Raw genomic sequence first — 22,760 nt, 5'->3', positions numbered from 1 at the left:
GCCTCCATCCGATGACGACGAGGAGACCGCTCTGCTGGCTGTCGGCATGATCGGTTTCGGCCCGCCGTCTCGCCGCTGCACTGGCAGGACCCGCAATCACCCGGGACGCGATCGGGATGGCGGCGCCGGCGTCACCGGGCGTCGACGCCGCCCTTGCGGGTGTCGTTGCCGGTGTCGGACTCCGGCAAGGCGAGCACCACCACCCAGCGGTCCGGCGGCTGGGTCTGCCCGAACGCGGCGCGCTCGGTGGTCACGACGATCTGCTCGGCCGAGGGCCGTAGCGCCATGATCCGGTCCAGGCAGGCCGCCGCGGCCGCCGAGCAGATGCCGACGAAGCCGGAGCGATCCAGCATCTCGACCGCGATCCACGGCGTCAGGGCGGGCTCGCCGGCGGACAGGATCGTCGGGTGGTCGGCGCTGTAGAACGACACGGTCGCCACCTCCTCGACGTCGCCGACCACGACGCGGAGCGGCGTCCCGGTACGGTCGTGCCAGAGTGTGGTGGCAATGACGGCGAGACGATCGAGCCGCGGCGACATGCTGTCCGGCTCGCGCAGCACCTTGATGGTCGCCAGGCCGGGCGCCACCATCAGCGCCCCGAGACCGACGATCATCACGATCGCGGCAGCCCGCGCCACGGCACGAAGCGGCACGGCCAGTCGCGGCAGCGCCACGACGGCGAGCGGCACCATCGAGAACAGCGGGATGGTCCAGTCGCTCTTCATCCAGACCGGCAACGCGACGGCCGCCACGATGGGACCGACCGCCAGCACCGCGACGATCACCCAGAGCTGGCGCACCCGCGCCCACGATTCGCCGGTCACCGCCGTCACGCGTGACAACCGCGGCAGGAAGACCGCCACGGTCCCGGCGACGAGCACGGGCAGCAGCAGCGCACAGGCGTGCAGGGTCGCCGACTGCGCCTGCCGAGCCGCGGCGAGGCGCTCGAGCCCGACATAGTGGGAGGCGTAGCGGAACGGCGTGAAGTCGACCTCGACGAGCCAGGCGACATGCGGCGCGAGCGCCAACGCAAGGACCGCGACCGCGACATAGGGCACCGGCGAGCGGAACAGGCGGACGCGGTCCGGTCGCACCAGCGCTGCGACCGCGATCGCGATCAGCGACCATGCGCCCCAGTATTTCGTCATCACTGCTGCGGCACCGGCGAGGCCGAGCACGACGCCCCACAGGATCGTGCGCCGCGCAGCCGCCATCAGATAGGCCCAGACGACCAGCACGACGAACGGCAACTGCAGAAGGTCGGGATTGAACTTGTACCCCTTGACGTTGAGGATCGGGTAGATCATCGCCAGGAGGGTGGCGAGGACGGCGCGCCGGCGATCGACCACCTCGCCGGCCAGCAGCCGAATGAGCGCGATCGTCGCACCGGTGACCGCCATGGCGAGCGCATAGAAGGCCCAATCCGCGGTCGGAAAGACGCTGAACCACGCACGCGCCACCCATCCCACCATGGGCGGATGCTTGCCGGAGCCCCAGGCGAGCGTCTGGCCCCAGGCGAACGCCTCCGTGCTGTCGGAATGCAAGGTCTGGGCGGACTTCAGGATCGTGAGCACGGCGGTCCACAGGGCCACGTAGCCCACGATAATCGCCGCGAGCAACGGCGGCCCGACCCGCGGATGCAGAAGCAACGCCGCCCCACGACGGACGGCGACGCGTATCGTGGCAACCGACACGCCGACGGACGGTGCCGCGTCCGGATCGCGACGAACAGCGTCGAGGTTCGCGAGGTTCATGGAAGACTAGGGAGTGTGGAGAGAACGCGAGGCCGAGCATCTTCGGAGGCGGCTTCGGTGCTCGCCGAAGCCGAACGCAAAGAGGTCGCGCCCGACTGCGACGGGGACTCCCGTCGGGCACGACCTCTCGCTCTGCCGTCGGCGCTCGGATACGCTTCAACGCGCCGCCGCGGCAATCCTCGTCACCAATACGGTCCGACCCGGCTCACCACTCTTCGGCGGCGTCACGATAGCCGTCGTGATAACCGGACACGTAGTCGTGTTCCGAGTGGTGCTCGACGTCCGGGTCGTAATAGTGGCTCGGGTAATAAGGAGCCCCGTAGTACCGGTAGACATGAACCTTCGGCCGACGGGTGACGAGATACTCGTCGTACACGTAGGTCCGATTCTGGTGCGCGATGGAGGCGCCGGCCAGCGCACCGATCGCAAGTCCGCCGATGACGCCTGCCGCCACAGCGCCCCCTCGGTCGCCGGCGGATGCCTTCGACGGCGCGAACGACGTGGTCGCGATGAGAGCCGCGACTGCAATCGCGAGTGGCTTCTTCATGGGTGCCTCCTTGGCGATGTTCGAGGCAACCAGTTGAGCCCGAGGCATTGCCGCAGCATTACGAGAGGCCGCCCGTCCGATTTCGTCGGCCGACAAGCCGCCGGACCTGCGCTCTGTAGCTCTGAAGTCACGTTCGATAGCGTTTCGCGTCGGCGTCGTGACATCGCCGGCCGGATCCCGGCGGCGAGCCGAGCCTCGAGGTCGGATCGAACGTGCAGACCGGTTCAGGTCGTCGACGCGTCGACATCGTCTCCGGATGCATCGCATCTCGCGGAGCTGATATCCGCCGGGCATCAGCGAGGCGGAAAAACCAGGCTCACGGTGGTGCCGCCGCCGGGTGTCTCGTCGATCACGACCCGACCATTGTGAAGCGCCATCACCTGCGCCACGATCGCGAGACCCAGTCCAGTCCCGTCGTTGTCGTTACGTCGGCGAACATAGGGCTCCAGCACGGCCGACCGGTCCTCGATGGCGATTCCCGGCCCGTGATCGATGATCCTCACAGTCGCGGGCGCCAGCACCTCGGCCAAGACCCGCTGTCCCCGCCGAGCGTGCTGAAGCGCATTCCTGAACACGTTGGAGAGCGCGATATCGATGGCCTGTTCGGAGCCGGTGATCTCGATCGACGTGGGCGGCGCGCTGAACTCGATTTCGATGCCGGACTTCAACGCCGCCGGAGCATGTTCGGCGGCGACCCGCTGCGCGACCTTGACGAGGTCGATGTCGGCGTAGGCAACCGGGCTCGACGACAACCGCGCCAACTGGAGCAACATCGTCACGATGGAAGAAAGCGTCTGCACGTCGGCGACGAGCGCACTCTTCAATGCTCCGTCGTCGAGCCCCTCGAGTCGCGTGCGCGCGCGCGCCAAAGGCGTTCGCAATTCATGCGCGGCGCTGGACAGGAAACGGCGTTGCTCCGCAGCCGTCGCGTCGATTCGTTCCAACGCACGGTTGAAGGCGGCGACCATCGGAATCAATTCGACCGGCGCGCTCGCCTCGGGCAGCCGGGCCCCCTCGCGCGTTCCGTCGATGTATTCGGCGGCGGCGGCGACGCGCCGGACGGGCCGCGCGATAAGAATCGGGACGATGATGATCCCGGCGACGATCGTGCCGACGAGCATGACGGCTGTCGGAATGACGAACATCACCATGTCCTGAAACGTGCCGGTGAGCATCTGCCACTGGCTGTAGGTCGCGCCGCCGAGATCGATCAGGATCGTCCCCGTCGGGCTCGTCGTGACGATCGCCGAGCGGAGGATCCGCATCGACGAATCGTCCTTCACGGCGAACTCCGAGAACGAGGCCCCGAGATCGCCGTGCGGGAGGGTCGCCAGGATGCGATCCGGAACGGGCCCGTAGCGGACCATGCTGCGTCCGTCGGAGGCGACGAACCAGAAGTCCGGAAACATGCTCTTGATCGCCGGCAGCGCCGGCGTCGCGGTGTTCGCCTTGGCGCTGGTCTCGTCGACGACCAGCATACCGCGGTCGTCGCGATCCAAGGCCGCCTTGACGGCAGCCGCCGCATCGTAATGGGCGGCCGAGAAGTCGTCGCCCATCAGGACGCGCTGCAGCACCACGACGCACAGAAGTATGAGAACGATGACGACGCTCAACAGCGTCGCAGCGATCAGCGCGATCGACTTGCGAATGCGCCTCATCGCGCGTCGCTGAGCAGATAGCCGAGGCCGCGAAGCGGCTTGATGGTCGCCGAGCAACCGTTCTCACGCAGGCGCTTGCGCAACCGCGAGATATGCGCATCGATCGCATTCGACTGAATTTCGTCGTCGAACCCGTAGGCTGCGGCCTCCAGCGTGTCGCACAGGACGACCTGCCCGCTGCGGCGGACGAGCGCTTCGAGCAAGGCGAGCTCGCGCCGCGGGATGACCAGCGGCTCGTCATCGACGTAGACCATGCGCGACGCCGGCTCGAACGTGAGATTGGCGATCGTCACCCGTCCTCTCTGGTCGAGCTGAAGGCGGCGGATGACCGCCTTGACGCGAGCCACGAGTTCGATCGGCTCGAACGGCTTGGCAAGATAATCGTCCGCACCGGCATCGAGCGCCTGCGCGATCTCGTTCGGATCGTCGAGTGCCGTCAGAACAAGCACACCCGGCCGGGGATGCTGCTGTCGAATTCGCGCGAGCAGATCGACCCCGTCGCCGTCGGGCAAGCCTCGATCGAGAACGATCAAGTCGAACTGACGCACCGCGATCGCAGCCGAGGCCTCGTCCAGCGTGCCGACCAAGTCGGCGCCGCCCATGGCGCTCGCGAGCTCCGACTGCAACCATGGGCCGAGCTGACTGTCGTCCTCGATGATGAGTAGTCGCAATGCCGTCTCCTTGTCGGCCCTGACCGCCGAGAGGAGAAAGCATGACTCATTGCAGCAGGATTACGGTCGAGCCGTACCTACGCCTGCCGCCCTTAAAAAAGCGTTCTTGTCGCTGCACCCGGCGGGTCTCACCGCCTCCGATTGCACCGCGCTCGACAGGCGAGTGCGAGGTGGACGCCGTCGCCCGGCGCACGACGACCAACCGAAGCCGTGTCCGCCACGACATCCAGACGTGACTCACCATCGATGCCGCGACGATCGTCGTCCGATGATCTCGACGACATGCACGGCCGGACGACGAAAAGCCGGCTCACGCCGACTTTTCGCCACCTCCGTTCCGTGACCGTCTGGGACTTCGGTCGCTTACCGGAAGCGGTAGTTCAGGCCCACCATCACAGAGTGCTCTTTGTTGTCGAACGAGCCGGTCGTCACGGTCCCGTTCGGCGACACCGCACGGAAGTCCGTGGCACCGAACCCATAGTACTGATACTCGAGCTTGGTCGACCAGCTCGGCGTGAGCTGATACTCGACACCGGCACCGACCGTGTAACCGTTCTTCTTGTTCCCGTCGAACGCCACACGGCCCGGCCAGGCGACCGATGTGGCGCCATACTTCGTATCCTGATAGGCGTATCCGCCCTTGACGTAGAGAAGTCCCGGACCCGAGGCATACCCGAGCCGACCGGTGACCGAGCCGAGGCCATTACGGTCTCGCGTCAGACCGAACGTGCTGAACTGGGCCGTCTTCTCGCCGCCGGCCAACCAGCTGTACTGTCCTTCGAGACCGACGACCCAGTTGGGCGCGAACTGATAGTCGTACCCGACCTGAGCGCCACCACCGAAGCGGGCATCTTTTCCGAACGTCGATCCTCCGCCGAACGCGCCACCGAGATGGCCGCCGACGTAGAAGCCGGTCCAGTTGTAGATCGGCTCGGCCGGAAGATAGCTCACAGGAGCCGCCTTCAGGTTCGGCCGACCGAGGTCCGCGGCAATCGCGGACGTCGTGCTCAGCATCGCGAGCGCGACCACACCCAACATCATCTTCTTCATCGTGCTTCTCGATCCTTTCGAGCCGCCGGCCTTCTGCGCCGGCCGCCGCAATGTCGACCCGACCTCAAGAGCCTCTCGAAGATTGCAAGAGAATTACGTCATCTGAAAGAGATGTGGCAGGCCTGAGCACGCCTGCAGACGTGCGGGCTGCTTTTCGTCCTTCGAATCGACCCGCCTACGGGACTCGGCGATCGACCCCGTTCGATGGACCCGCTCACGCGATGGACCGGCGCTCGCCTTCGGTCCGGTCGCTGTCGTGATCTGCCTCGACCAGAACGCGTTCCGCGCTCGGGACGAGAGAACGTCGCTTCGTGCTTCTGCACGACGGCGAAGAACAGCCTTCGACCCGATCGCTCGTCGAAGACGCGTCGCGGATTCGTCTCGTCGCGCGCGAAGTACGAAACGTTCCTTCTTCAGCACGTCTGATCCCTTCAAACCTCGACCCCTTACCGCATCTTTACACTCACGGAAATCGCCGACCGGCAGTCTTTCGGGGTCGCTCGATGAAGTGACGAGAAACAGAAGGATCTCAGTCATGCCGTCCGAAATCACCCTGTCCGCCGCAACGCGCCAGAACCTGCTTTCGTTGCAGGACACCGCGTCTTTGCTCGCGACCACGCAGTCCCGACTCTCGACTCAGAAGAAGGTCAATTCCGCGCTCGACAATCCCGTCAACTTCTTCGCCGCACAGGCCATGACGGCGCGGTCGTCCGACCTGCTTTCGCTGCTCGACGGAATCTCCAACGGCATCCAGACCATCCAGGCCGCCAACCAGGGCATCACTCGGATCCAGGGCCTGGTCGACTCGGCCAAGAGCACGGCGCAACAGGCGCTCGCGATCCAGAATTCGTCGAGTGGTGCCGGCGCGACCGGCGCCGTGGTCGCCGCTGCGAACGGGAAGTCGCTTCTGGGCAGCGGTACGGCCGCCGCCGCCGACGGGACGCACGACTTCAGCGCAAACGCCTCGGTCTTCTCCGTGACCGACGCCTTCGGGAACTCGGCGAGCGTGACCCTGGATCGCGCGAAGCTGACGCCGAACGTGAAGGACATCACCAAGGTGACGTCCGACGAGATCGTCGCTCAGGCCAACCAGCAGCTTACCGCTCAGGGGCGGATCGCCACCGCCTCGCTGACGAACGATGGCCGACTGACCTTCACCTCGACCTCGACGGGAACCGACGCGAAGCTCACGGTCACCGGCACGAGCGGCACCATCGACATCGGCTTCGGCACCGGCGCCTTCGCGGCGGTGACGGCCAGCGGCATCGACTCGACCGACGGATCGGCCAAGGCGAACGCCACCGGCATCGCCGTCTCGACGCTCAGCGGCGGCACCTTCGATCTGACCGCGGGTGACGCCTCGATCACGGTTCAGCTCGGAAGCGGCCTGACGAAGACCATCAATCTCAACAAGGCCGCCGATGCGACCCTCGGCGTCTCCACCCTGAAGGCGTCGGACATCGCTGCGGCGATCAACAAGCAGCTCAATTCCGATACCGGCATCTCGGGCAAGGTCGTCGCCGTCGCCGACAACGGGGCCGGCACGGTCTCCCTGCGCTCCACCGCGTCGGGGGGCGACCAGAAGCTGACGGTGACGTCGGCCGCGACGAGCACCAAGGACATCGGGTTCGGCACCGCGGGCGACGTGAGCAAGGCCCGCTCCGGAACCGGTGCCGGCTCCACGGGCGCCAACAGCACCGGGCAGCGCTCCGCCCTGGCGCAGCAGTTCAACGACCTTCTGGATCAGATCTCGATGGTCGCTCAGGACGCCCGCTTCCAGGGCGTCAACCTGCTCCACCGCTCGGGTGCCGATTCGAAGGAGAACACGCTGCACCTGACCTTCAACGAGAAGGACACGAGCTTCCTCGACATCAAGGGCGTGAAGTTCGACTTCATCGGGCTCGGGATCAGCAAGATCACCGGCAACTTCGCCACCAACGACGAGGTGAAGACCGCGCTGAGCCAGCTGACGAACGCCGCGTCGACCCTGCGCAGCCAGGCATCGACCTTCGGCTCGAGCCTGACCGTCGTGCAGAACCGCCAGGCGCTCACCAAAGGCATCATCAACGTCCTCGATGTCGGCGCCAACAACCTCACGATCGCCGATCTGAACGAGGAGACGGCCAACCAGAAGGCTCTCGAACTGCGCAACTCGCTGGCGATCTCGGCGCTGTCGCTGGCCAACCAGGCCCAGCAGGGCATTCTGCAGCTCCTGCGCTGACGCGGCGGACCCGGCGATCGGAGCCCGGCGCCGTCGTTCGTCGCCCCACACCGGGCCCACCGGCCCGGTGCGACGAACTCGAACCGACGACCTCGATCGCTCTCCATCGGCCGACACATCGGGCGAGGTGCGATCGAGGCCAAACCGACCGGGTCCGCGCGCCCACGACGAAGCGTCGCGCCGGTCGGTCGACCAACTCGACCTCGACAAGGGGGACGGTATGAGCATCTCCACCGCGCTACAGACGGCGTTCAGCGGGATCAAGGCCCAATCCTACGCCATCGGCAACATCTCGGGGAACATCGCGAATGCACACACCCCCGGGTACAAGGCGATCGAAACGAGCTTCTCCGAACTGATCGCGGCGCAATCGTCCGAGCAGACCATGGCGGGAAGCGTCGTCGGCGCCGCGCGCCAGACCATTTCGCTGCAGGGCCCGCTGAAGGCGACCGGCGTGCCGACCAACATGGCGATCAGCGGCGAGGGCTTCTTCACGGTCCAGCAAAGAACCGGCGACGCGAAGTTCTCGGGGACGACGATGTTCACCCGGCGCGGCGATTTCACCTTGAAGAAGGACGGCTATCTGGTCAACGGCGCCGACGCCTATCTGTTCGGCACCAACCTCGACCCGGCGACCGGCGGGATCGTGTCGTCCGGACCGATCAAGATCGCGAACGCGACGATGCCCGGGCGCCAGACGACGCGCATCGACTACGGCGCCAATCTGCCGAAGCCGTCGCCGGGGAGCGGATCGGAGGGGCAGGACACGTCTCCCTACACCGTGAGCAGCGCGATCGTGACCGATCCGACGTTGACGTCGCCGGACATGACGAAGCGGGTCACGGCCGCGCAGGTGTCCGGCTTTCTGAACAAGTCCCTGGTCGGCCCGTCTCTCACCGTCTACGCGGCCGGCGGCGGGGCGGTGCCGCTTTCGACCCGCTGGGCGAGGGTGCAGGACGCGGACCCGGCTGCGACACCGCCGAAGAACACGACTTGGAACCTGTTCTATTCGTCCACCGCGACAACGTCCAAGACCGGCGACTGGATCAACACCGGATCGGCGTTCGCCTTCGATTCGTCGGGCCGTTTCATCCCGCCCGCCACCGCCACGGTCGCGGCCGACGGCAACACCTCCCTGAAGATTCCTCAGGTCGTGATCGACGGCATGAACCTGGGCGACATCACTCTCAATCTCGGTGTGGGTCGATTGACGAACGGGTCGACATCCTCACCCGGTGTGACGACCAACACGCTGTCGCAGGACGGCTACGCCGCAGGCTCCCTGAAGAGCGTGTCGGTGACGCCGGAAGGCACGATCGTCGGAACTTTCTCGAACGAGATGACCGCGCCGCTCGCCACGGCGGGGCTCGCGAGCTTCGCCAATCCCAACGGTCTGAAGGCCGTCGCGGGCGGCCATTACGTACAGACGCGCGAGTCCGGCGCGCCGATGGCCGGCCTTCAGACCGCGTCGATCGTCGGTGGAAACATCGAGGGCTCCAACAGCGACATCGCCGGCGAGTTCTCGAAGTTGATCGCGACACAGCAGGCCTACTCCGCGAACGTGAAGGTGATGACCTCCTCACAGCAGATGATGACGGAACTGCTGAACGCGATCCGGTGATCCGGTCCGATCGCAACACCGGGGTGCCTCAATGCTGACGAGAGCCTTCGACACCGCGACGGCCGGTCTCAAGGCGACGCAGTTCGCCATGGGCTCCGTCTCCCGGAACATCGCGAACGCCGGCGTCGCCGGGTACGTCAAGCGAACGGTGACGACCGTATCCGGTCCCGGCAACGCGGGCGTAGCGACGAGCGAGATCGCTCGATCCTTCGAGATGTCGGCTCTGACGCAGATGCGTCTGGAGACGTCGCGCGCCGCATTCGCATCGGCCGAGCTCGCCCTGTCGTCGCAGATCGACAAGCTCTTCGGCGCGCCGGGACAGTCGACCTCTCTCGACGGCCGCCTCAACGCTCTGACGCAGGCCTGTCAAGGCTTGGCGTCGAATCCCGGCTCCGCGCCCGTCCGCCGGTCGACCGTCGGCGCCGCTTGCGTTCTCGCTGATCAGGTACGCTCCATCGCCGACTCCATGGAGTCGTTCCGCAAAGGCGTCGACGGTCGCCTCGCCTCCGATGTCTCGGTCGCGAACGGCTTGTTGACCTCGATCGCGAGCTTGAACGTCAAGGTGGCCACGGCGACCGACACATCCTCACGAGCCGACCTGCTCGATCGGCGCGACCACCAGATCACGCAGCTCGCATCCCTTCTCGACGTGACACCGTCCACGCTTGCCGACGGCAGTGCGTCCCTGATGACGCCGTCGGGAGTCCTCCTGGTCGACCGCGGCACCGCGGCCAGGCTCGCGGTGGCGGCCCGCGGGTCCGACACGGCGATCGCGGCATCGCCCCAGACGCGGCTCGGCAACAGGCTGACGGCGGTCCTGCCGGGCGGAAGCGAGATCGAGCTGGACCAGCGGGGCGTTCGTTCGGGATCGATTGCGGCCGCGCTCGACCTGGGCAACCGCGCGTTGCCACGGGCTCAGCGTCGTCTCGACGATCTCGCTTTCGGGCTGTCCCAGTCTCTGACCGACAAGCGTGTGTCGGCCAAGGCGAGTGGCACGGGCTTCGAGCTGACGGCGAGCGACCTGACCGACCTCAAGCCCGGCAACTCCATCGTGATCTCGATCGAGACGGCCGGCGCCCGGAGCAACGTCATTCTCGTCGCGTCGGCCCAGGCGTCGCGGGCCGTGGACCCGTCGCTCACCATCGACTCGAACGCACGCGCGCAGACGTTCAGGATTCCGACGGCGCCCGCGTCTACGCAGGACTTCGCGTCTTCGATCACTGCCGCGCTCGGAATGGTGGCGCCGGGACTGGCGGCCACGTCAAACGCCGACGGCACCGTACTCGTCTCGGGCGCCGGCGTTCGAAGTGTCGTCGCGACCATCACCCAGCCGACGTCCGCTCGCGACTTTTCGGCCTCACGCCTCCAACTTCCGCTTTTCGTCGACGGCGCCGCGGGGACGCTGATCACCGGCTCGCTCGACGACGGAGCGCAGCGGCTCGGCCTCGCCCGACGCCTGGCCGTCAACCCACTGCTGATCGAGAACCCGTCGCCGCTGGCGGTCCGCAGCGACGGCACACCCGATCCGGCCCGCATGGGCTTCGTCTTCGATGCACTGACCAAGAGTACACAGACGTTCTCGTCCGCCTCCGGAATCGGCGGCACGTCGGCCCCGCACGAGACGACCATCGTCTCCTTTGCCCAGGACGTGATCGCCGCCGAGGGCGACGCGGCCACGAGAGCGAAGACCGGCGACGAACGACAGCGCGTCGCGCTCGCGGCTGCTCAAGGCGCGTATTCGAGGAGCGCGGGTGTCAACCTCGACGAAGAGATGTCGCGCCTGATCACGCTGCAGACCGCCTACGCCGCCAATGCGCGCGTGCTGACGGCCGCGCGCGAGATGCTAGACACCCTGCTGCGGAGCTGAGTTCGGACATGAACACCATCACGAGCTTCGCCGCGGGCCATTTCACCGCCGATCGCAACACGTACGATCTCCTCGCCCTCACGGCGCAGATGCGGACGCTGGCGAGCCAGTTGAGCACGCGGCGCGTCGGGGAGACCTACGGCGATCTCGGCATCGGTCGCTCCGCAAGCCTCGCCGCACGTGCGCAACTCGCCGGCCTGGCCGGCTACGACATGGCCATCGACGGCTCTCGACCGCGCGTGGAGCTGACCTCGCTCAGCCTCGCACAGATCGCGAAGTCCGCCGCGACCCTCGGCGGCGGGCTCACCAATCCGTCCGCCGACAACCTCGGCACTCGAGAAATCGCCAAGGCGGGTCTCGAACGGACGCTCGCTGCGCTGAATCAGACGTTCAACGGCCAGTACCTGTTCGGTGGCAGGGAAAGCCGCGTTCCGCCGGTCCTCACCGCGAATGCGTTTCTCGAGGACGATGTGACCGATGCGACGAGACCGCTGGCCGGTCTCCGGACCATGGTGGCCGAACAGATCAGGGCGGACCAGGGAAGCGGGACCGGCCATCTGAGTGTGTCGACCCCCTCGCCGACCCGGGTCCTCGTGGAGGAGAGCAGCGATGCCGGCGTGCGAGCGAATTTCGGCTTCAATATCTCCGGCAAGCCCACGGCGACCGGGCCGTTCGTGATCAACTACACCCCGGGAATTGCGGACGGTGCTGCCCCCCGCTTCGCCCAGGCACCGCTCGCGACGGACCGCTTCAGGGTGGTGGTCAACCAGGCGAGCGGCGGGCAGAAGACCTACGACCTCTCGGGAGCCGACCTCGCCGACGTCAGCTCCCCGGCGAAGGCAGCCGCGTCCCTCGTGACGCTCGTCGGCGACGGAAAGATCGCCAGCGTCCAGAGCGGAACGCCGCCCGGTCTCACCGCCTCGTTCGCGAATGCGGGGACGCGCGCGTCGTTCGACATCGACGTCACGGCTCTGCCGAAGGAGGGCGACCGGCTGTCGATTCGCCTGAGCCTGCACGACGGCACGACGACGACCCTCACCCTGCGAGCGCAATCCGAAGCCGATCCGCAATCGACCACGAGCTTCGCGATCGGCACGACGGCTTCCGAGACGGCTCGCAACCTGTCCGCGACGCTCCAGCGCGCCTTGGGTCGGGCGGCCGGCACGGACCTCGCGGCGAGCGCGACCCTGCGGGCGACCCAGGACTTCTTCGCCGGCTCGACCGCACCGGGTCTCGCGCCGCGGCGAATCGACTTCACCGGGCCGGCGCCGACCTATTTCCAGTCGGCGTCCGCATCGACGGTGATCTGGTACAAAGGCGAGGCATCGCCCTCGGATCCCCGCTCGTCCTTCGTCGTTCGTGCCGGCGCTACCCGAACGGTCGCGGTCGGTGCGCGGGCCGACGAAGCGCCTCTCCGCGGCGCGCTGTCCGTTTTCGCCGCCCTCGCCGTGACCGATCCGAGCGCGACGACGCCCGAAGCCACGGAGCGGTGGAAGGCACTCGTCACCCGGTCGCGCTCGCAGCTTCCGCCCGGCGAGACGCTCGATGCACTGTCCAACGAGTTCGCCCTCGCCTCGGGCGCGCTGGCAGACGCCAAGACCCAGAACACGTCGGCCCGGGCGATCATTCAGACGCATCTCGATCAGCTCGAGACCATCCCGACCGAAGAGGTGATGGTGAAGCTCCTCGACGTCCAGGCGAGACTGCAGGCCAGCTACCAGGTGACCGCGACGCTCTCCAAGCTGTCGCTGGTGAACTACCTCCGGTAACCGACGTGGCGTCGGCGAATCAGAAGCATCGGACAACCGGAGCGCTTCCCTCATTTTTCTCGGGAGCGCGCACTGGTAATCCAGCGGTAATGAGCAGGCGTAACATCGCAGCCACAAGGGGGGTGGCTGCAGAAGCGATGAACGCCAACGTCATAGATCCGAAGCTTTCGGAGATCGACGACGAACAGGCGAGATTGCGCACATGGCAGGCGCTCACCTCGAGCTTGTTCGTGGCTTCCAGAGCGAAGCCGGCGGTTGCGCGTCCGAATCTGGTCTTCCGATGCTTCAATCTCGAGCGCGCACTGTTCTTCGACCACTGTACGTGCGCCTATGATGCCGAACGGAATCTCGCACAGATCGTGACACAGGGCGTCGATCACATCCTGATCGGTCTGCAGATATCCGGAATGATGCAACTCACGCGCCCAGGCAGCGGAACTGGCGTGATCAGGCCCGGCGATGTCTTCGTCCTGGACCTCGCCCAGAGCATCAAGCTCGCGACCGACGGAACGTCCGCCGTTCAGATCTGCATTCCTCGACGGCGGTTCGACGACCAAACGAGGCGCTCCGGCCTGCGGCACATGCAAATTCTGCCCTCGCAGAGCAGCCCCCTGTTCAAGCTGCTGGCCGACCACCTGCTGAACATGCGGGGGTGTCTGAGCCGGGCCGGATCGGAGCAGCGGAACCTGCTGACCTCGGCAGCGCTCGCCATCTGCAATGCCGCGTTCATGCCGGGCTACGCCGCGCCGTCGTCCCTTCCGGTCGCCACGGCGATCGAGATCAAGCAGTTCATCGAGGACAATATCCAGAATTCCGATCTCGGGATCGATCTCGTCCGTGCACGGTTCGGACTCTCTCGCACACCGCTCTACAAGCTGTTCGAGAACGACGGCGGGATCGCGAGTTACATCCGCAATCGCCGTCTCGTTCGCGCGATGCGGCTCCTGGCCGGAGTCGAAGGCGGTCCGCGCCAGCGGGTGTCGTCGGTCGCCTATGCGTGCGGATATGAATCAGAGAAGGTGTTCAGTCGCGCTTTCCGTCGACGCTATGGGGTCAATCCGCGCGATGTCACCCGAGGGGGTGGAGGTGGCCCGGTACAGGAACGCAGCATTTTACTGACATCTTGGATTCACGATCTGTGACGGCGAAGCCCCGCCCTTATGAAAGTCACCGGGCTCGCACAACGGCTTCGTGAAGCGGCCAGGATCGCAACTTCCCCTACCATGCTTCGTTGCGCCAATCGGAGCACTAACTCACGTGCATCAACCGGAGTCCGGAACGTTCGACAAGATGCCCGAAAGCTGACTCGGAGCGTCTGACGTAGACGGCGCGCTACTCTATGCCGTGTTTGCGTTTGATCTGGTTGGTCATCTGCACGACCTGTTGCTTGCTGATCAGGGGCATGATGAACATCCTCGCCCCATTCAGCCCGATCGCGCAAAGCGCCTCGTGACGCCGCTTCTCGAGCTCGCTCTGCCGCAGGTTCATATGGGTCAGCTGAACCGCGCCGAACGTGTCTTGGTCGTATCTGTGCCGGTTCGGCAGCATCAAGTTCGCGCAGATCGCGAGAACCAGCGACACCGGGACCTTGCGATCGTATCCGGGCGTCCGCTTTCTCCTGTGACATCGATCGTCGATCTCTGCCTGGAGCAGGAACGCATCTCGGAACCGACAAGAAGTCAGACAGTGCCTCTCCGCCTCCTCCGGGTCGACGCCGAACCGGAACCACACCGGCTTGCCCGGCGCGATGATCACGTCCTCCGGATGCGGGAGGCCTTTCGGGATGGCGGCGCCAGGCGCACCGTACCGATCGATGTATCGTCGCCACGACGCTTACTGGGCCTCGACCTCGTCGGCAAATTTCTTCTTGTACCGTGCTTCGCGCTCCAGAAAGTTCCTCTGAGCGTGAGTGTTGCCCTTCAACGCCGCGACCGCCTCGGCGCGGCGAACCGCGTCCGCCACGGTCATCTGAAGAACCTTGTCGCCTTCCCGAAGCTGGATGACGCGCTCGGCCTCTTCCAGGAAGCTGTCGCGCACCGACGTGTCCGCCGGCGGCGGTACACGGGGCGTCTTTCTCGGCCGACCACGCGGGTTGCCCGAGACGCCCTTCACGAACCGGCCGCTCACCGGCGGCTTCCCGTATCCGACCTCGTAGGTGCGGTTCGAGGGCGGCTTTTTCGTATCTCTCGTCATCGGCCCGCCTCCGGCCCGACCTGCAAACTATGGCGCTGCTCCCTGACATCCTCGAACGCGTCGCCGGTGTCGGCTAATGTCGCGCGCTTTCCGGTCAGTTGCTCCCATCGCATGACGATGACGTCGCAATAGGCCGGGTCGTACTCGATCAGACGTGCGCGGCGGCCCGAGAGTTCCGCGGCGATCAGGGTCGTACCAGACCCGCCGAAGCCGTCGAGAACGACCTCGCCGCGCCGCGAGCAATCACGGATAGCGTCGGCCACCAAGGCGGTGGGCTTGACGGTCGGATGCATCGCGAGGGCTTCCTCGCGGTCCGCCCCGATGCTGCTGATCCCCGGATAGTCCCACACATTCGTTCGATAGCGCCCCGAGTCTCCCAGCCCGAAGCTGTTCGTGTGAGGCCCCGCCCCGACCTTGTAGACGAAGACCAGCTCGTGCTTCGAGCGGTAGAACGTCCCCATCCCGCCGTAGGTCTTGTTCGAGACGCACAGGTTCTTCAACTCGGTGAAGGCGGCGTCGCCGGCCTGCAGCAGCTCGCGCATGTGGCGCCAGTCCATGCACACGAAGCCGATCGCGCCATCGCGACACACCGAGGCTGCGTTGGACAGGGTCACGGTCAGGAAGGCGGTGAACGCCTCCCGCGACACCTCCCCGGACGCCATCGCGAACTCCCGATGGCGGATCGCTCCGAGGCCGCAGACATGGCCATCGACCGGCACGTTGTAGGGCGGATCGGTGAAGACCAAGTCGGCCCGTTCGTCGCCGAGCAGCCGAGCGTGATCGGCTGCCTCCCGGGCGTCACCACACAGCAGCCGGTGGCGACCGAGCAGCCAGAGGCCGCCGTGGCGTGTGGCCGGGACCTCGGGCGGCTCCGGCACCAAGTCCGGCGCCTCCGCGGCGTCGGGTGCGCTTTCGCGGGCGAGCGTATTGAAAGTAAAGCCCCTGAAGGCCTGGGGGCATTTCCCTGATTTCCAGGAACAGGGAAATTCCGCCAAGGCCACGGAATAACGAGGGTTTTGGGCACACCCACCCGCCATTCCGGGGCCGAGCAGGAGTTTTCCCGGCGGGAACAGCGAATATCAGGTGAGAGCCGTCCGATAGGGACTGCCTGCACCACCACCCAGCCGAATAGGCATTCTCCTTGTGGATCATGCTCGGTTCGTTCGTATCGGCCGCCGAGCCCGAGCCCGAAGGTCGAAAATCGGCGGCCGGTTCCCGGACTGACGTCACGCGATGCGTCCATTGCGCGGTCCGGCCGATGAACCCCGGCCCGGCACTGTCCGGCGGCAGATGAACGGGCTGTCTGTCCGTCCATCGAAGCCAGGAGTTTCGTGATCAGGTCGGCCGGCTCACCGGCCGATGTCCAGCATGACGCCACCTTCGCTCGAATCCGCAAGCAGAAGAGAAGCGATCGCGAAGGAACGACCTGAGTCGCTCTGCTCGTCGGAGTTCCGGGCGTGCGTCAATCGATGTGCCCCTTCGCCTGATCGAACCAGCGCTCCTGCGAGCTCGAACGTCCGAAGGCGGGTGCGTCCTGCCGATAGGACGGCTCGGACGCATAGGCCTGACGCGGATCGCCGGCCGCGGGCGCGTAGGCCCGGAACATGGGCCCGGCCTCGTGGCGGATGCGGTCGCCGTTCCCGTGGTGCGCCGGCTGCGCGATCGCGCCGGCGCCCACCGCCACCAGCGACACGAGAGCGAAAGCGATGGTCATCGTGGTCTTCATCTCGGTTCTCCTTCTGCTCCGGCCTTCGTGCCGGCCCAAGCAATCTGGCGACCCGCCGCTACCGATTTGTTTCGGCGACGCAGAACAGGGCTACGTCAGTAACAATGGCGAGGTGTCAACCGGGTCCGTGATTAGTTCGACACGCACGGATCGCACGGGACGGCCACCAGAGCCTGTCACGTGGGCGCGAAGCGTGGAGGCGTGAGCCGATCGCCGGCTGGTGCGCGGCCGTGTGCGACACTGTTATTCGGCGGCCGAGACTTGCAGACGGGTCGAACTCGCTGACGTGGAACGGCCGGCCCGGAAGACCGATCTCGGGTCAATCGACGGTCTCGACGTCCGAAGTCCGGTGTCGGCGACTGCGCGGGTTTGGGATGCATCGCGCCAGGGTCTCGGCGAGCTCGTCGGACACGAGAGGATAATGAACGATGTCGCAAATGCCGGCACGGGTGACCGATGCAGAGCCGGACTCGATCGCTGAATGGATCGCGACGACGATCGGCAGCTCGGGCGCGAGGCGATGCAGCATCGCTGCGGCATCCGCCGCGGTGCGCGAGCCGTCGGGTTGGCACACCAGGGCGAGGTCGAAGCGTGACGGCACCGCTCCGTCGCCGGCGACCGCTGCGGTCGGGTCGGCGAATCCGACCGGCTCGTAGCCGAGCGCCGCCAGCATCTCCTCGTCGTGGAGCAGATGCTCGCGCTCCGGCGAGATCAGCAGCACGGTCTCGCCCTCCCCGTGCCCGACGGGCGTTCGCGAGGAAACAGCGTCGCAGTCCTCCTGCCCGGCGGACGGAAGCCAGACCTCGAACCGGCTTCCGACGCCGCGCGTGCTGCTGGCGATCACCGTGCCGCCATGCTCCCGCACAATCTCCCGCACGGTCGCGAGCCCGAGGCCGTTGCCCTCCGGCCGCGTGGTGAAGAACGGCTCGAAGATCCGTTCCAGTGTCGCCGCGCTCATTCCGCGCCCGGTATCACTCACGGAGAGCAGCACCCAAGGACCCGGCGCGAGCGCGATGCCGTCGTCGCGCAGCGACGTCATGCGCACCTGCAGGCCGGCCTCGAGCACGATCCGGCCATCGCCGTCCATCGCCTGGGCGGCGTTGTTGCACAGGTTCAGCACCACCTGCTGGAGCTGCACCGGATCACCGAGCACGGCCCCGGCGCTCTCTGTGATCCGGACATCGAGCCGGACGTGAGCCGGCAGAGAGGCCGCGAGGAGCGACCTCGCCTCGTCGACCAGCGTCGTGACCGAAACCCACGTTCTCGGCATCTCGCCGCGGCGGCCGAAGGTGAGGATCTGGTCGACGAGATCACGTGCCCGCTCGCTCGCCCGCTGGATCTCGGCCAGGCTGCGGGCGAGGCGCGTTCCGCGCTCCGCCTGCGCCCCGGCGATCTCCGCGTAGCCCAGAATGGCGGCGACGATGTTGTTGAAGTTGTGCGCGATCCCGCTCGCGAACGCACCGAGGGTCTCCATCCGGCGGGCCCGTTGCAGGATCGCCTCGAGGCGCACGCGCTCCTGCTCCGCCTGCTGCCGATCGAGCGCGTTCGCCACGACGTCGAACGCCATCCGGCCCAACACACCGTCGACGGATTCGCTCAGGCTTTCCGATCGAACGGCGTCGTAGCCGAGAAGACGGCTCCATCCGTTGGTGCTCGGCGTGCAGAACCAGCCCTTCGGCGCCACGGCCGACAGCAGTGTCCGGTCCGGCCCGGGCGGCAGACGATCGAATTGCGGGAGACTGATCGACCGGGCCGCGCCGGCGTTCAGCCAGGCTCCGAGACCGATCGCCTGCTCCGGCCATCCAGACGGAAAGTCCAGGCCGGGCCGCGCCCACCGATGGATCTCGGGCGGCGAGCCCGCCGTCACCACATAGGCGCGGTCCGCCCCGAAGATGCCGGCGAAGGCCTCGAGCGCGCCGACGATCCCATCGTCGATCTCGTCCGGCCGCGAACCGACGAGACGGGTCGACACGCCGGCGATCACATGCTCGGCCGCGGCGAGGGACCGCAGCTCGCTCGCGCGCCGGTGCAGCAGGCGCCCGAGCTGGACCAGGGCGGCCACCAGCAGGACCGAGATCGCGAACAGCAGCGCGCGCGACCGGTTCGCCGACGCCCTCGCCTCGTCCTGCCGGCGCACCACGATCGCCGCCAGCGCCTCGCGGGCGCGATCGACCGGCAGAGACACGACCTCCTTCACCAAAGCGTCGGTCGCCGGCAGGGTGGCGTGAAGCATCTCGCCGTGCGCCGAGACGGCATGGATCGCGTCTTCGTTGTCGGGGCTTCTCAGGGCGCGGAGCGCATCGAGGCGTTGCTTGACGGCTGCGGCGGCATCCGGGGAGGTGTCGAGCGTGAGGTTCAGCATGGCGGCGGCCAGGCTGGTCGTCGCGGCGATCACCGGACCATTCCGATCGGATGCGGCGAGACGAGCGCTGAACAGGCCGAAATACGACAGCGAGTTCTGCAGCAGTGCATTGCTGCTCTTGAACCGCTCGACCAAAGTCCCCTGCCTTGCGATCAGCCTCTCGAGATCGTCGATCGCAGCCATCCGCTCGGAATCGTCGATCGCGGCATCCCGCAGTTTGGCGACCGCGTCATCGAGCCTGCTCACCGCTGCGGACAGCGAATCGTAGTTGCGCAGCAGGCCGGCGCGCGCCGTCACCACGTCACGCTGCAACGCCCTCTCTGCCATCGCGACCTCGTCGAGCGTACGCAACGAGGTGCCGTACCGGGAGGTGTCGAGGTCGAGGCCACGCAGCCACAGTCCGGTGAGCAGCAGAAGCAGAAGCAGGACGGCCGTGACGGCTGCGGTGGCTTTCATGGCGGGGGCTCGACGCGCCGGTTCCGATACTCACCGGTGAGGGTGCCTAGAAAGTCGACGATGGCGGACACCTGTCCATCGTCGAGGCGGTGATCGAGCTGGGCCACTCCCATTCGTCGGACCGCGTCGGCGAGTGTCGGGGCGCTGCCGTCGTGGAAATACGGCGCCGTCGCGACGACGTTGCGCAGGCTCGGCACCCGCACCACGGCCGGCTCGGGCGAGGCGAGCGGTCGAAAGATGCCGTGCCGCTGGAACATGTTGGCGCCGACCGCTGCGCCTTGATGGCACGCGATGCAGCCGAGCTGCTTGAACAGACGGTAGCCTTCGACCTCGCGTGCCGTGAGGACGCCCGACTCTCCTGCGAGCCAGCGATCGAACCGGCTTCCGGGCGTGACCAGCGAGCGCAGAAAGGTCGCGAGAGCGTCGAGAAGGCTCGCGGCGTCCGGCCCGCGGCCATAGGCGGCGCGGAAGCGGCCGACCATGTCGGGGTCCGCGTCGAGCCTCGCGACGACCGCGTCCATCGTGGTTCCCATCACCAGCGGATTGACGAAGGACGCCTCGACCTGAGACTCGAAGGTGCGATAAGCGCCCTCCCAGTTCAGGCGAAAGGCGAGCGCCGCATTGAACACCGTCCCGGTGTTGAGCGGGAGCGTGGTCGTCCCGTCGAGGGCCGTATCCAGGCGATTGCCGGTCGCGCCGTTGGTGGAGAGGTCGTGACACGACATGCAGCTTCGACGGCCGTTCCCCGACAGCCGCGGATCCGCGAACAGCCGCTCGCCGAGCGCGAGCTTCGCCGGATCGGCGTCCGGCGCGGGCCCGATCGGGGTGATGGGCTCCCGAAGCGGCGATGCGCGCGCCGCCGCGTCGCGATCCGGCGCCGCCGGATCGTGGTCCGAAGCGGCCGCGAGCATGCCGAAGGTGAGTATCACGACCGTCAGCGCGCCGGAGACGACGGCGACGAGCGATCGGCGCATCGCGCGGTCGCGCCACCCGAGCCTGCGCAGCCCCGATGAAGTCTCTGCGTTCCGGAGGACCCCCATGACACTCGGCTTTCTGGTTCCGCCGCTCACGTCATGGCGGCGCCGTCGGCGGCACGATCCGCATCACGAAAGCGGGGGCTTGCTCGCCGGGACCGAGCGGGCCCGGAACCTTGTTCTTCACGGCCGGGACGTGTTTCAGATAAGCGGCGATCGCCCGCGCGTCCTCCGGCGTGAGCTGCGCGAAGGCGCGCCACGGCATCACCGGTGCGAGCCCGCGGCCGTCGGGGCGGAACCCGGTCTGCAACGCCGTCACGATCTCCGCCTCGCTCCAGGACCCGATGCCGGTGTCGTCGTCGGGCGTGATGTTCGGACCGTAGAAAACGCCGAGCGAGGGAATTTCGAAGCCGACATCGGACCCGCCGAGATGCCGGGTCGCATCCGGACGGCCGAGAAAGTGCCCCGGCGTGTGACAATCCGCGCATCCGCCCAAAGTCACCAGATACGCGCCGCGCTCGACGGCCGTCATCCCCGACCGACCGTTCAGGACCAGCGCGCCGAGCGCGAGAGCCGCGACGACGAGCCCGAGCCAAATGGAGCGCGCCAGGCCGAGTCGGCGCTGCGCTCGGTGGCGCGAGTCGGTATCTCGGGTACTCTCCACATCGCTCTCCTGCGGGTGCTTCCGAAGGAAACGAACGTGGAGGCGCGAGACTACGGCACGGTTTCGCCATGGGAGAATTCGGCTACATCCGTAATCAGAACGGCTCGACCGACAGATCGAACACGTAACCGACGCCGCGCTCGGTGCGGATCACCCGTGGCGCGCTCGAATCGACCTCCAACTTGCGCCTGAGACGGAGCACCTGGACGTCGATGCTGCGGTCGTAGATGTCCTCGTGCACCCGGGTCGCTTGCAGAAGATGCTCGCGTGAGAGCGGCCGCCGCGGCGCTTCGAGGAAGGCGAGCAGCAGCGCGTACTCGCCCTTGGTCAACGCGACGGGCTCACCGGCGGGATCGATCAGCCGGCGATTGCGCCGCTCGAGCCGCCAGCCGCCGAACCGGTAGCCGCCGCGTTCCGGATTGCGGCTGCGCGCCTGACGCCCGAACTCCTGCCGGCGCAACACCGCCTTCACCCGGGCGAGCAACTCGCGCAAGCTGAACGGCTTGGTGACGTAGTCGTCCGCCCCGAGCTCGAGGCCGAGCACCCGGTCGATCTCGTCGCGGCGGTGGCCGGTGGTGATGATCACCGGCACATCGGACCGCGATCGAATCTCGCGGAGCAGATCGAGGCCGTCGTCAGTTCCGAGCCGCAGGTCGAGAATGACCAGCCCCGGCTCGCTCGCGCCGAAGTGACGGCCGAATTCCGATCGCCCGCCGACCGCGACCGAGGGGATGTCGTGCTCCTCGAAGTAGCTCGTGATCATGCGGCGGAGCGTGGGGTCGTCGTCGACGACCAAGATCCGGTCCACCGCGAGATCGGCCGCGGAGCCAGCGCCCTCGCCGGTACTGTCGTCGCGGCTCGAAGCGGGTCCCGACGCGACGGTCCGCTCCGAATCCGCGGGATGATCGCTCATCGAACCAACCACGCCAGCTGCTCGATCCACATCAGGACGCCCTCCCATGTCTCCATGTCGCACATGGTCACGTGTCTCTCCGCTGCTCGCCACACGTCCTCGCCGTCGTCGTCGCGAAGGATCCGATGCCGGCGCAGACGATCCGGAGTGAGTGGATCGTCGCGCTGTGCCGTGCACGAAGTAGCTCGAATCGTGGCTGCGGGTCTCTGCAACTTGTTCCCGGTTGCGGTCACACTCAGGTGATGAGCAGCCGCTCGGTGGAACGTGAGCGGCCGCTACACCCGTCGATACGGTTCGGCCTCGGCGCATTCGCC

The 22,760-nt window shown here is 66.9% G+C and carries 18 protein-coding genes; 5 read left to right on the top strand and 13 right to left on the bottom strand.

Translation table 11 applies throughout. The features are described from left to right. Positions 1–131 precede the first annotated feature (131 nt). From CCR97_RS14115 to CCR97_RS14095, 5 genes are all read right to left on the bottom strand, one after another. Positions 132–1,601, bottom strand: coding sequence for a glycosyltransferase family 39 protein (locus CCR97_RS14115; RefSeq protein WP_245428673.1), 1,470 nt, complete (start codon positions 1,599–1,601; stop codon positions 132–134). A 358-nt stretch (positions 1,602–1,959) separates the two neighbouring features. Further along, the gene (locus tag CCR97_RS14110) at positions 1,960–2,301 is read right to left on the bottom strand and encodes a hypothetical protein (RefSeq protein WP_111355130.1); all 342 of its coding nucleotides are present in this window, start codon (positions 2,299–2,301) and stop codon (positions 1,960–1,962) included. A gap of 293 nt (positions 2,302–2,594) precedes the next feature. Beyond that, the gene (locus tag CCR97_RS14105) at positions 2,595–3,959 is read right to left on the bottom strand and encodes a sensor histidine kinase (RefSeq protein WP_111355129.1); all 1,365 of its coding nucleotides are present in this window, start codon (positions 3,957–3,959) and stop codon (positions 2,595–2,597) included. Then, positions 3,956–4,630, bottom strand: coding sequence for a response regulator (locus tag CCR97_RS14100; RefSeq protein ID WP_111355128.1), 675 nt, complete (start codon positions 4,628–4,630; stop codon positions 3,956–3,958). The genes CCR97_RS14105 and CCR97_RS14100 overlap by 4 nt, the downstream gene beginning before the upstream one ends. A 363-nt stretch (positions 4,631–4,993) precedes the next feature. Continuing rightward, entirely contained in the window at positions 4,994–5,680 is a 687-nt protein-coding gene (locus CCR97_RS14095; RefSeq protein ID WP_111355127.1) for an outer membrane protein, read from the bottom strand. 256 nt (positions 5,681–5,936) lie between these two features. On the opposite strand from CCR97_RS14095, the gene CCR97_RS14090 reads away from it, so the two are divergent. The 5 genes from CCR97_RS14090 to CCR97_RS14070 all read left to right on the top strand — a co-directional run bounded on the left by CCR97_RS14090 (position 5,937) and on the right by CCR97_RS14070 (position 14,300). Further along, on the top strand, positions 5,937–7,901 hold the full coding sequence (locus CCR97_RS14090; RefSeq protein ID WP_245428672.1) for a hypothetical protein: 1,965 nt from the start codon (positions 5,937–5,939) through the stop codon (positions 7,899–7,901). 220 nt (positions 7,902–8,121) lie between these two features. Continuing rightward, on the top strand, positions 8,122–9,522 hold the full coding sequence (locus tag CCR97_RS14085) for a flagellar hook protein FlgE (RefSeq protein ID WP_111355125.1): 1,401 nt from the start codon (positions 8,122–8,124) through the stop codon (positions 9,520–9,522). A 31-nt stretch (positions 9,523–9,553) separates the two neighbouring features. Next, on the top strand, positions 9,554–11,389 hold the full coding sequence (gene flgK, locus CCR97_RS14080; protein ID WP_111355124.1) for a flagellar hook-associated protein FlgK: 1,836 nt from the start codon (positions 9,554–9,556) through the stop codon (positions 11,387–11,389). 8 nt (positions 11,390–11,397) lie between these two features. Then, on the top strand, positions 11,398–13,158 hold the full coding sequence (locus CCR97_RS14075) for a hypothetical protein (protein ID WP_111355123.1): 1,761 nt from the start codon (positions 11,398–11,400) through the stop codon (positions 13,156–13,158). A 137-nt stretch (positions 13,159–13,295) separates the two neighbouring features. Then, positions 13,296–14,300 carry a helix-turn-helix domain-containing protein gene (locus tag CCR97_RS14070; protein ID WP_244670453.1) on the top strand — a complete coding sequence of 335 codons (1,005 nt, stop codon included), beginning with the start codon at positions 13,296–13,298 and terminating at the stop codon, positions 14,298–14,300. Positions 14,301–14,490: 190 nt separating this feature from the next. On the opposite strand, the gene CCR97_RS14065 is transcribed toward CCR97_RS14070, so the two are convergent. The 8 genes from CCR97_RS14065 to CCR97_RS14030 all read right to left on the bottom strand — a co-directional run bounded on the left by CCR97_RS14065 (position 14,491) and on the right by CCR97_RS14030 (position 22,446). Next, entirely contained in the window at positions 14,491–14,913 is a 423-nt protein-coding gene (locus CCR97_RS14065) for a hypothetical protein (protein WP_111355121.1), read from the bottom strand. Positions 14,914–14,991: 78 nt separating this feature from the next. Further along, positions 14,992–15,351, bottom strand: a complete 360-nt coding sequence (locus CCR97_RS31710; protein ID WP_111355120.1) for a DUF5681 domain-containing protein — start codon at positions 15,349–15,351, stop codon at positions 14,992–14,994. Beyond that, positions 15,348–16,229, bottom strand: coding sequence for a DNA-methyltransferase (locus CCR97_RS14055; protein ID WP_245428675.1), 882 nt, complete (start codon positions 16,227–16,229; stop codon positions 15,348–15,350). Before CCR97_RS14055 ends, CCR97_RS31710 begins: the two co-directional genes overlap by 4 nt. A gap of 584 nt (positions 16,230–16,813) precedes the next feature. After that, a complete protein-coding gene (locus CCR97_RS14050) occupies positions 16,814–17,077 on the bottom strand; it encodes a hypothetical protein (protein WP_111355118.1) in 264 nt (87 codons plus the stop codon). Positions 17,078–17,396: 319 nt separating this feature from the next. Further along, positions 17,397–19,895 (bottom strand): two-component system VirA-like sensor kinase, encoded by a 2,499-nt coding sequence (locus CCR97_RS14045; protein WP_111355117.1) that lies wholly within the window; start codon positions 19,893–19,895, stop codon positions 17,397–17,399. Next, positions 19,892–20,869 (bottom strand): cytochrome-c peroxidase, encoded by a 978-nt coding sequence (locus CCR97_RS14040; RefSeq protein ID WP_244670451.1) that lies wholly within the window; start codon positions 20,867–20,869, stop codon positions 19,892–19,894. Before CCR97_RS14040 ends, CCR97_RS14045 begins: the two co-directional genes overlap by 4 nt. A gap of 97 nt (positions 20,870–20,966) precedes the next feature. After that, positions 20,967–21,401, bottom strand: coding sequence for a c-type cytochrome (locus CCR97_RS14035; RefSeq protein ID WP_111355143.1), 435 nt, complete (start codon positions 21,399–21,401; stop codon positions 20,967–20,969). 226 nt (positions 21,402–21,627) lie between these two features. Continuing rightward, complete coding sequence (locus CCR97_RS14030) at positions 21,628–22,446, bottom strand: response regulator (RefSeq protein ID WP_111355116.1); 819 nt, start codon at positions 22,444–22,446, stop codon at positions 21,628–21,630. Between the last annotated feature and the right edge of the window lie 314 nt (positions 22,447–22,760).

It is taken from the genome of Rhodoplanes elegans (assembly GCF_016653355.1).
Taxonomy (GTDB): Bacteria; Pseudomonadota; Alphaproteobacteria; order Rhizobiales; family Xanthobacteraceae; genus Rhodoplanes; species Rhodoplanes elegans.
This window is presented reverse-complemented; position numbering and strand designations above follow the sequence as displayed.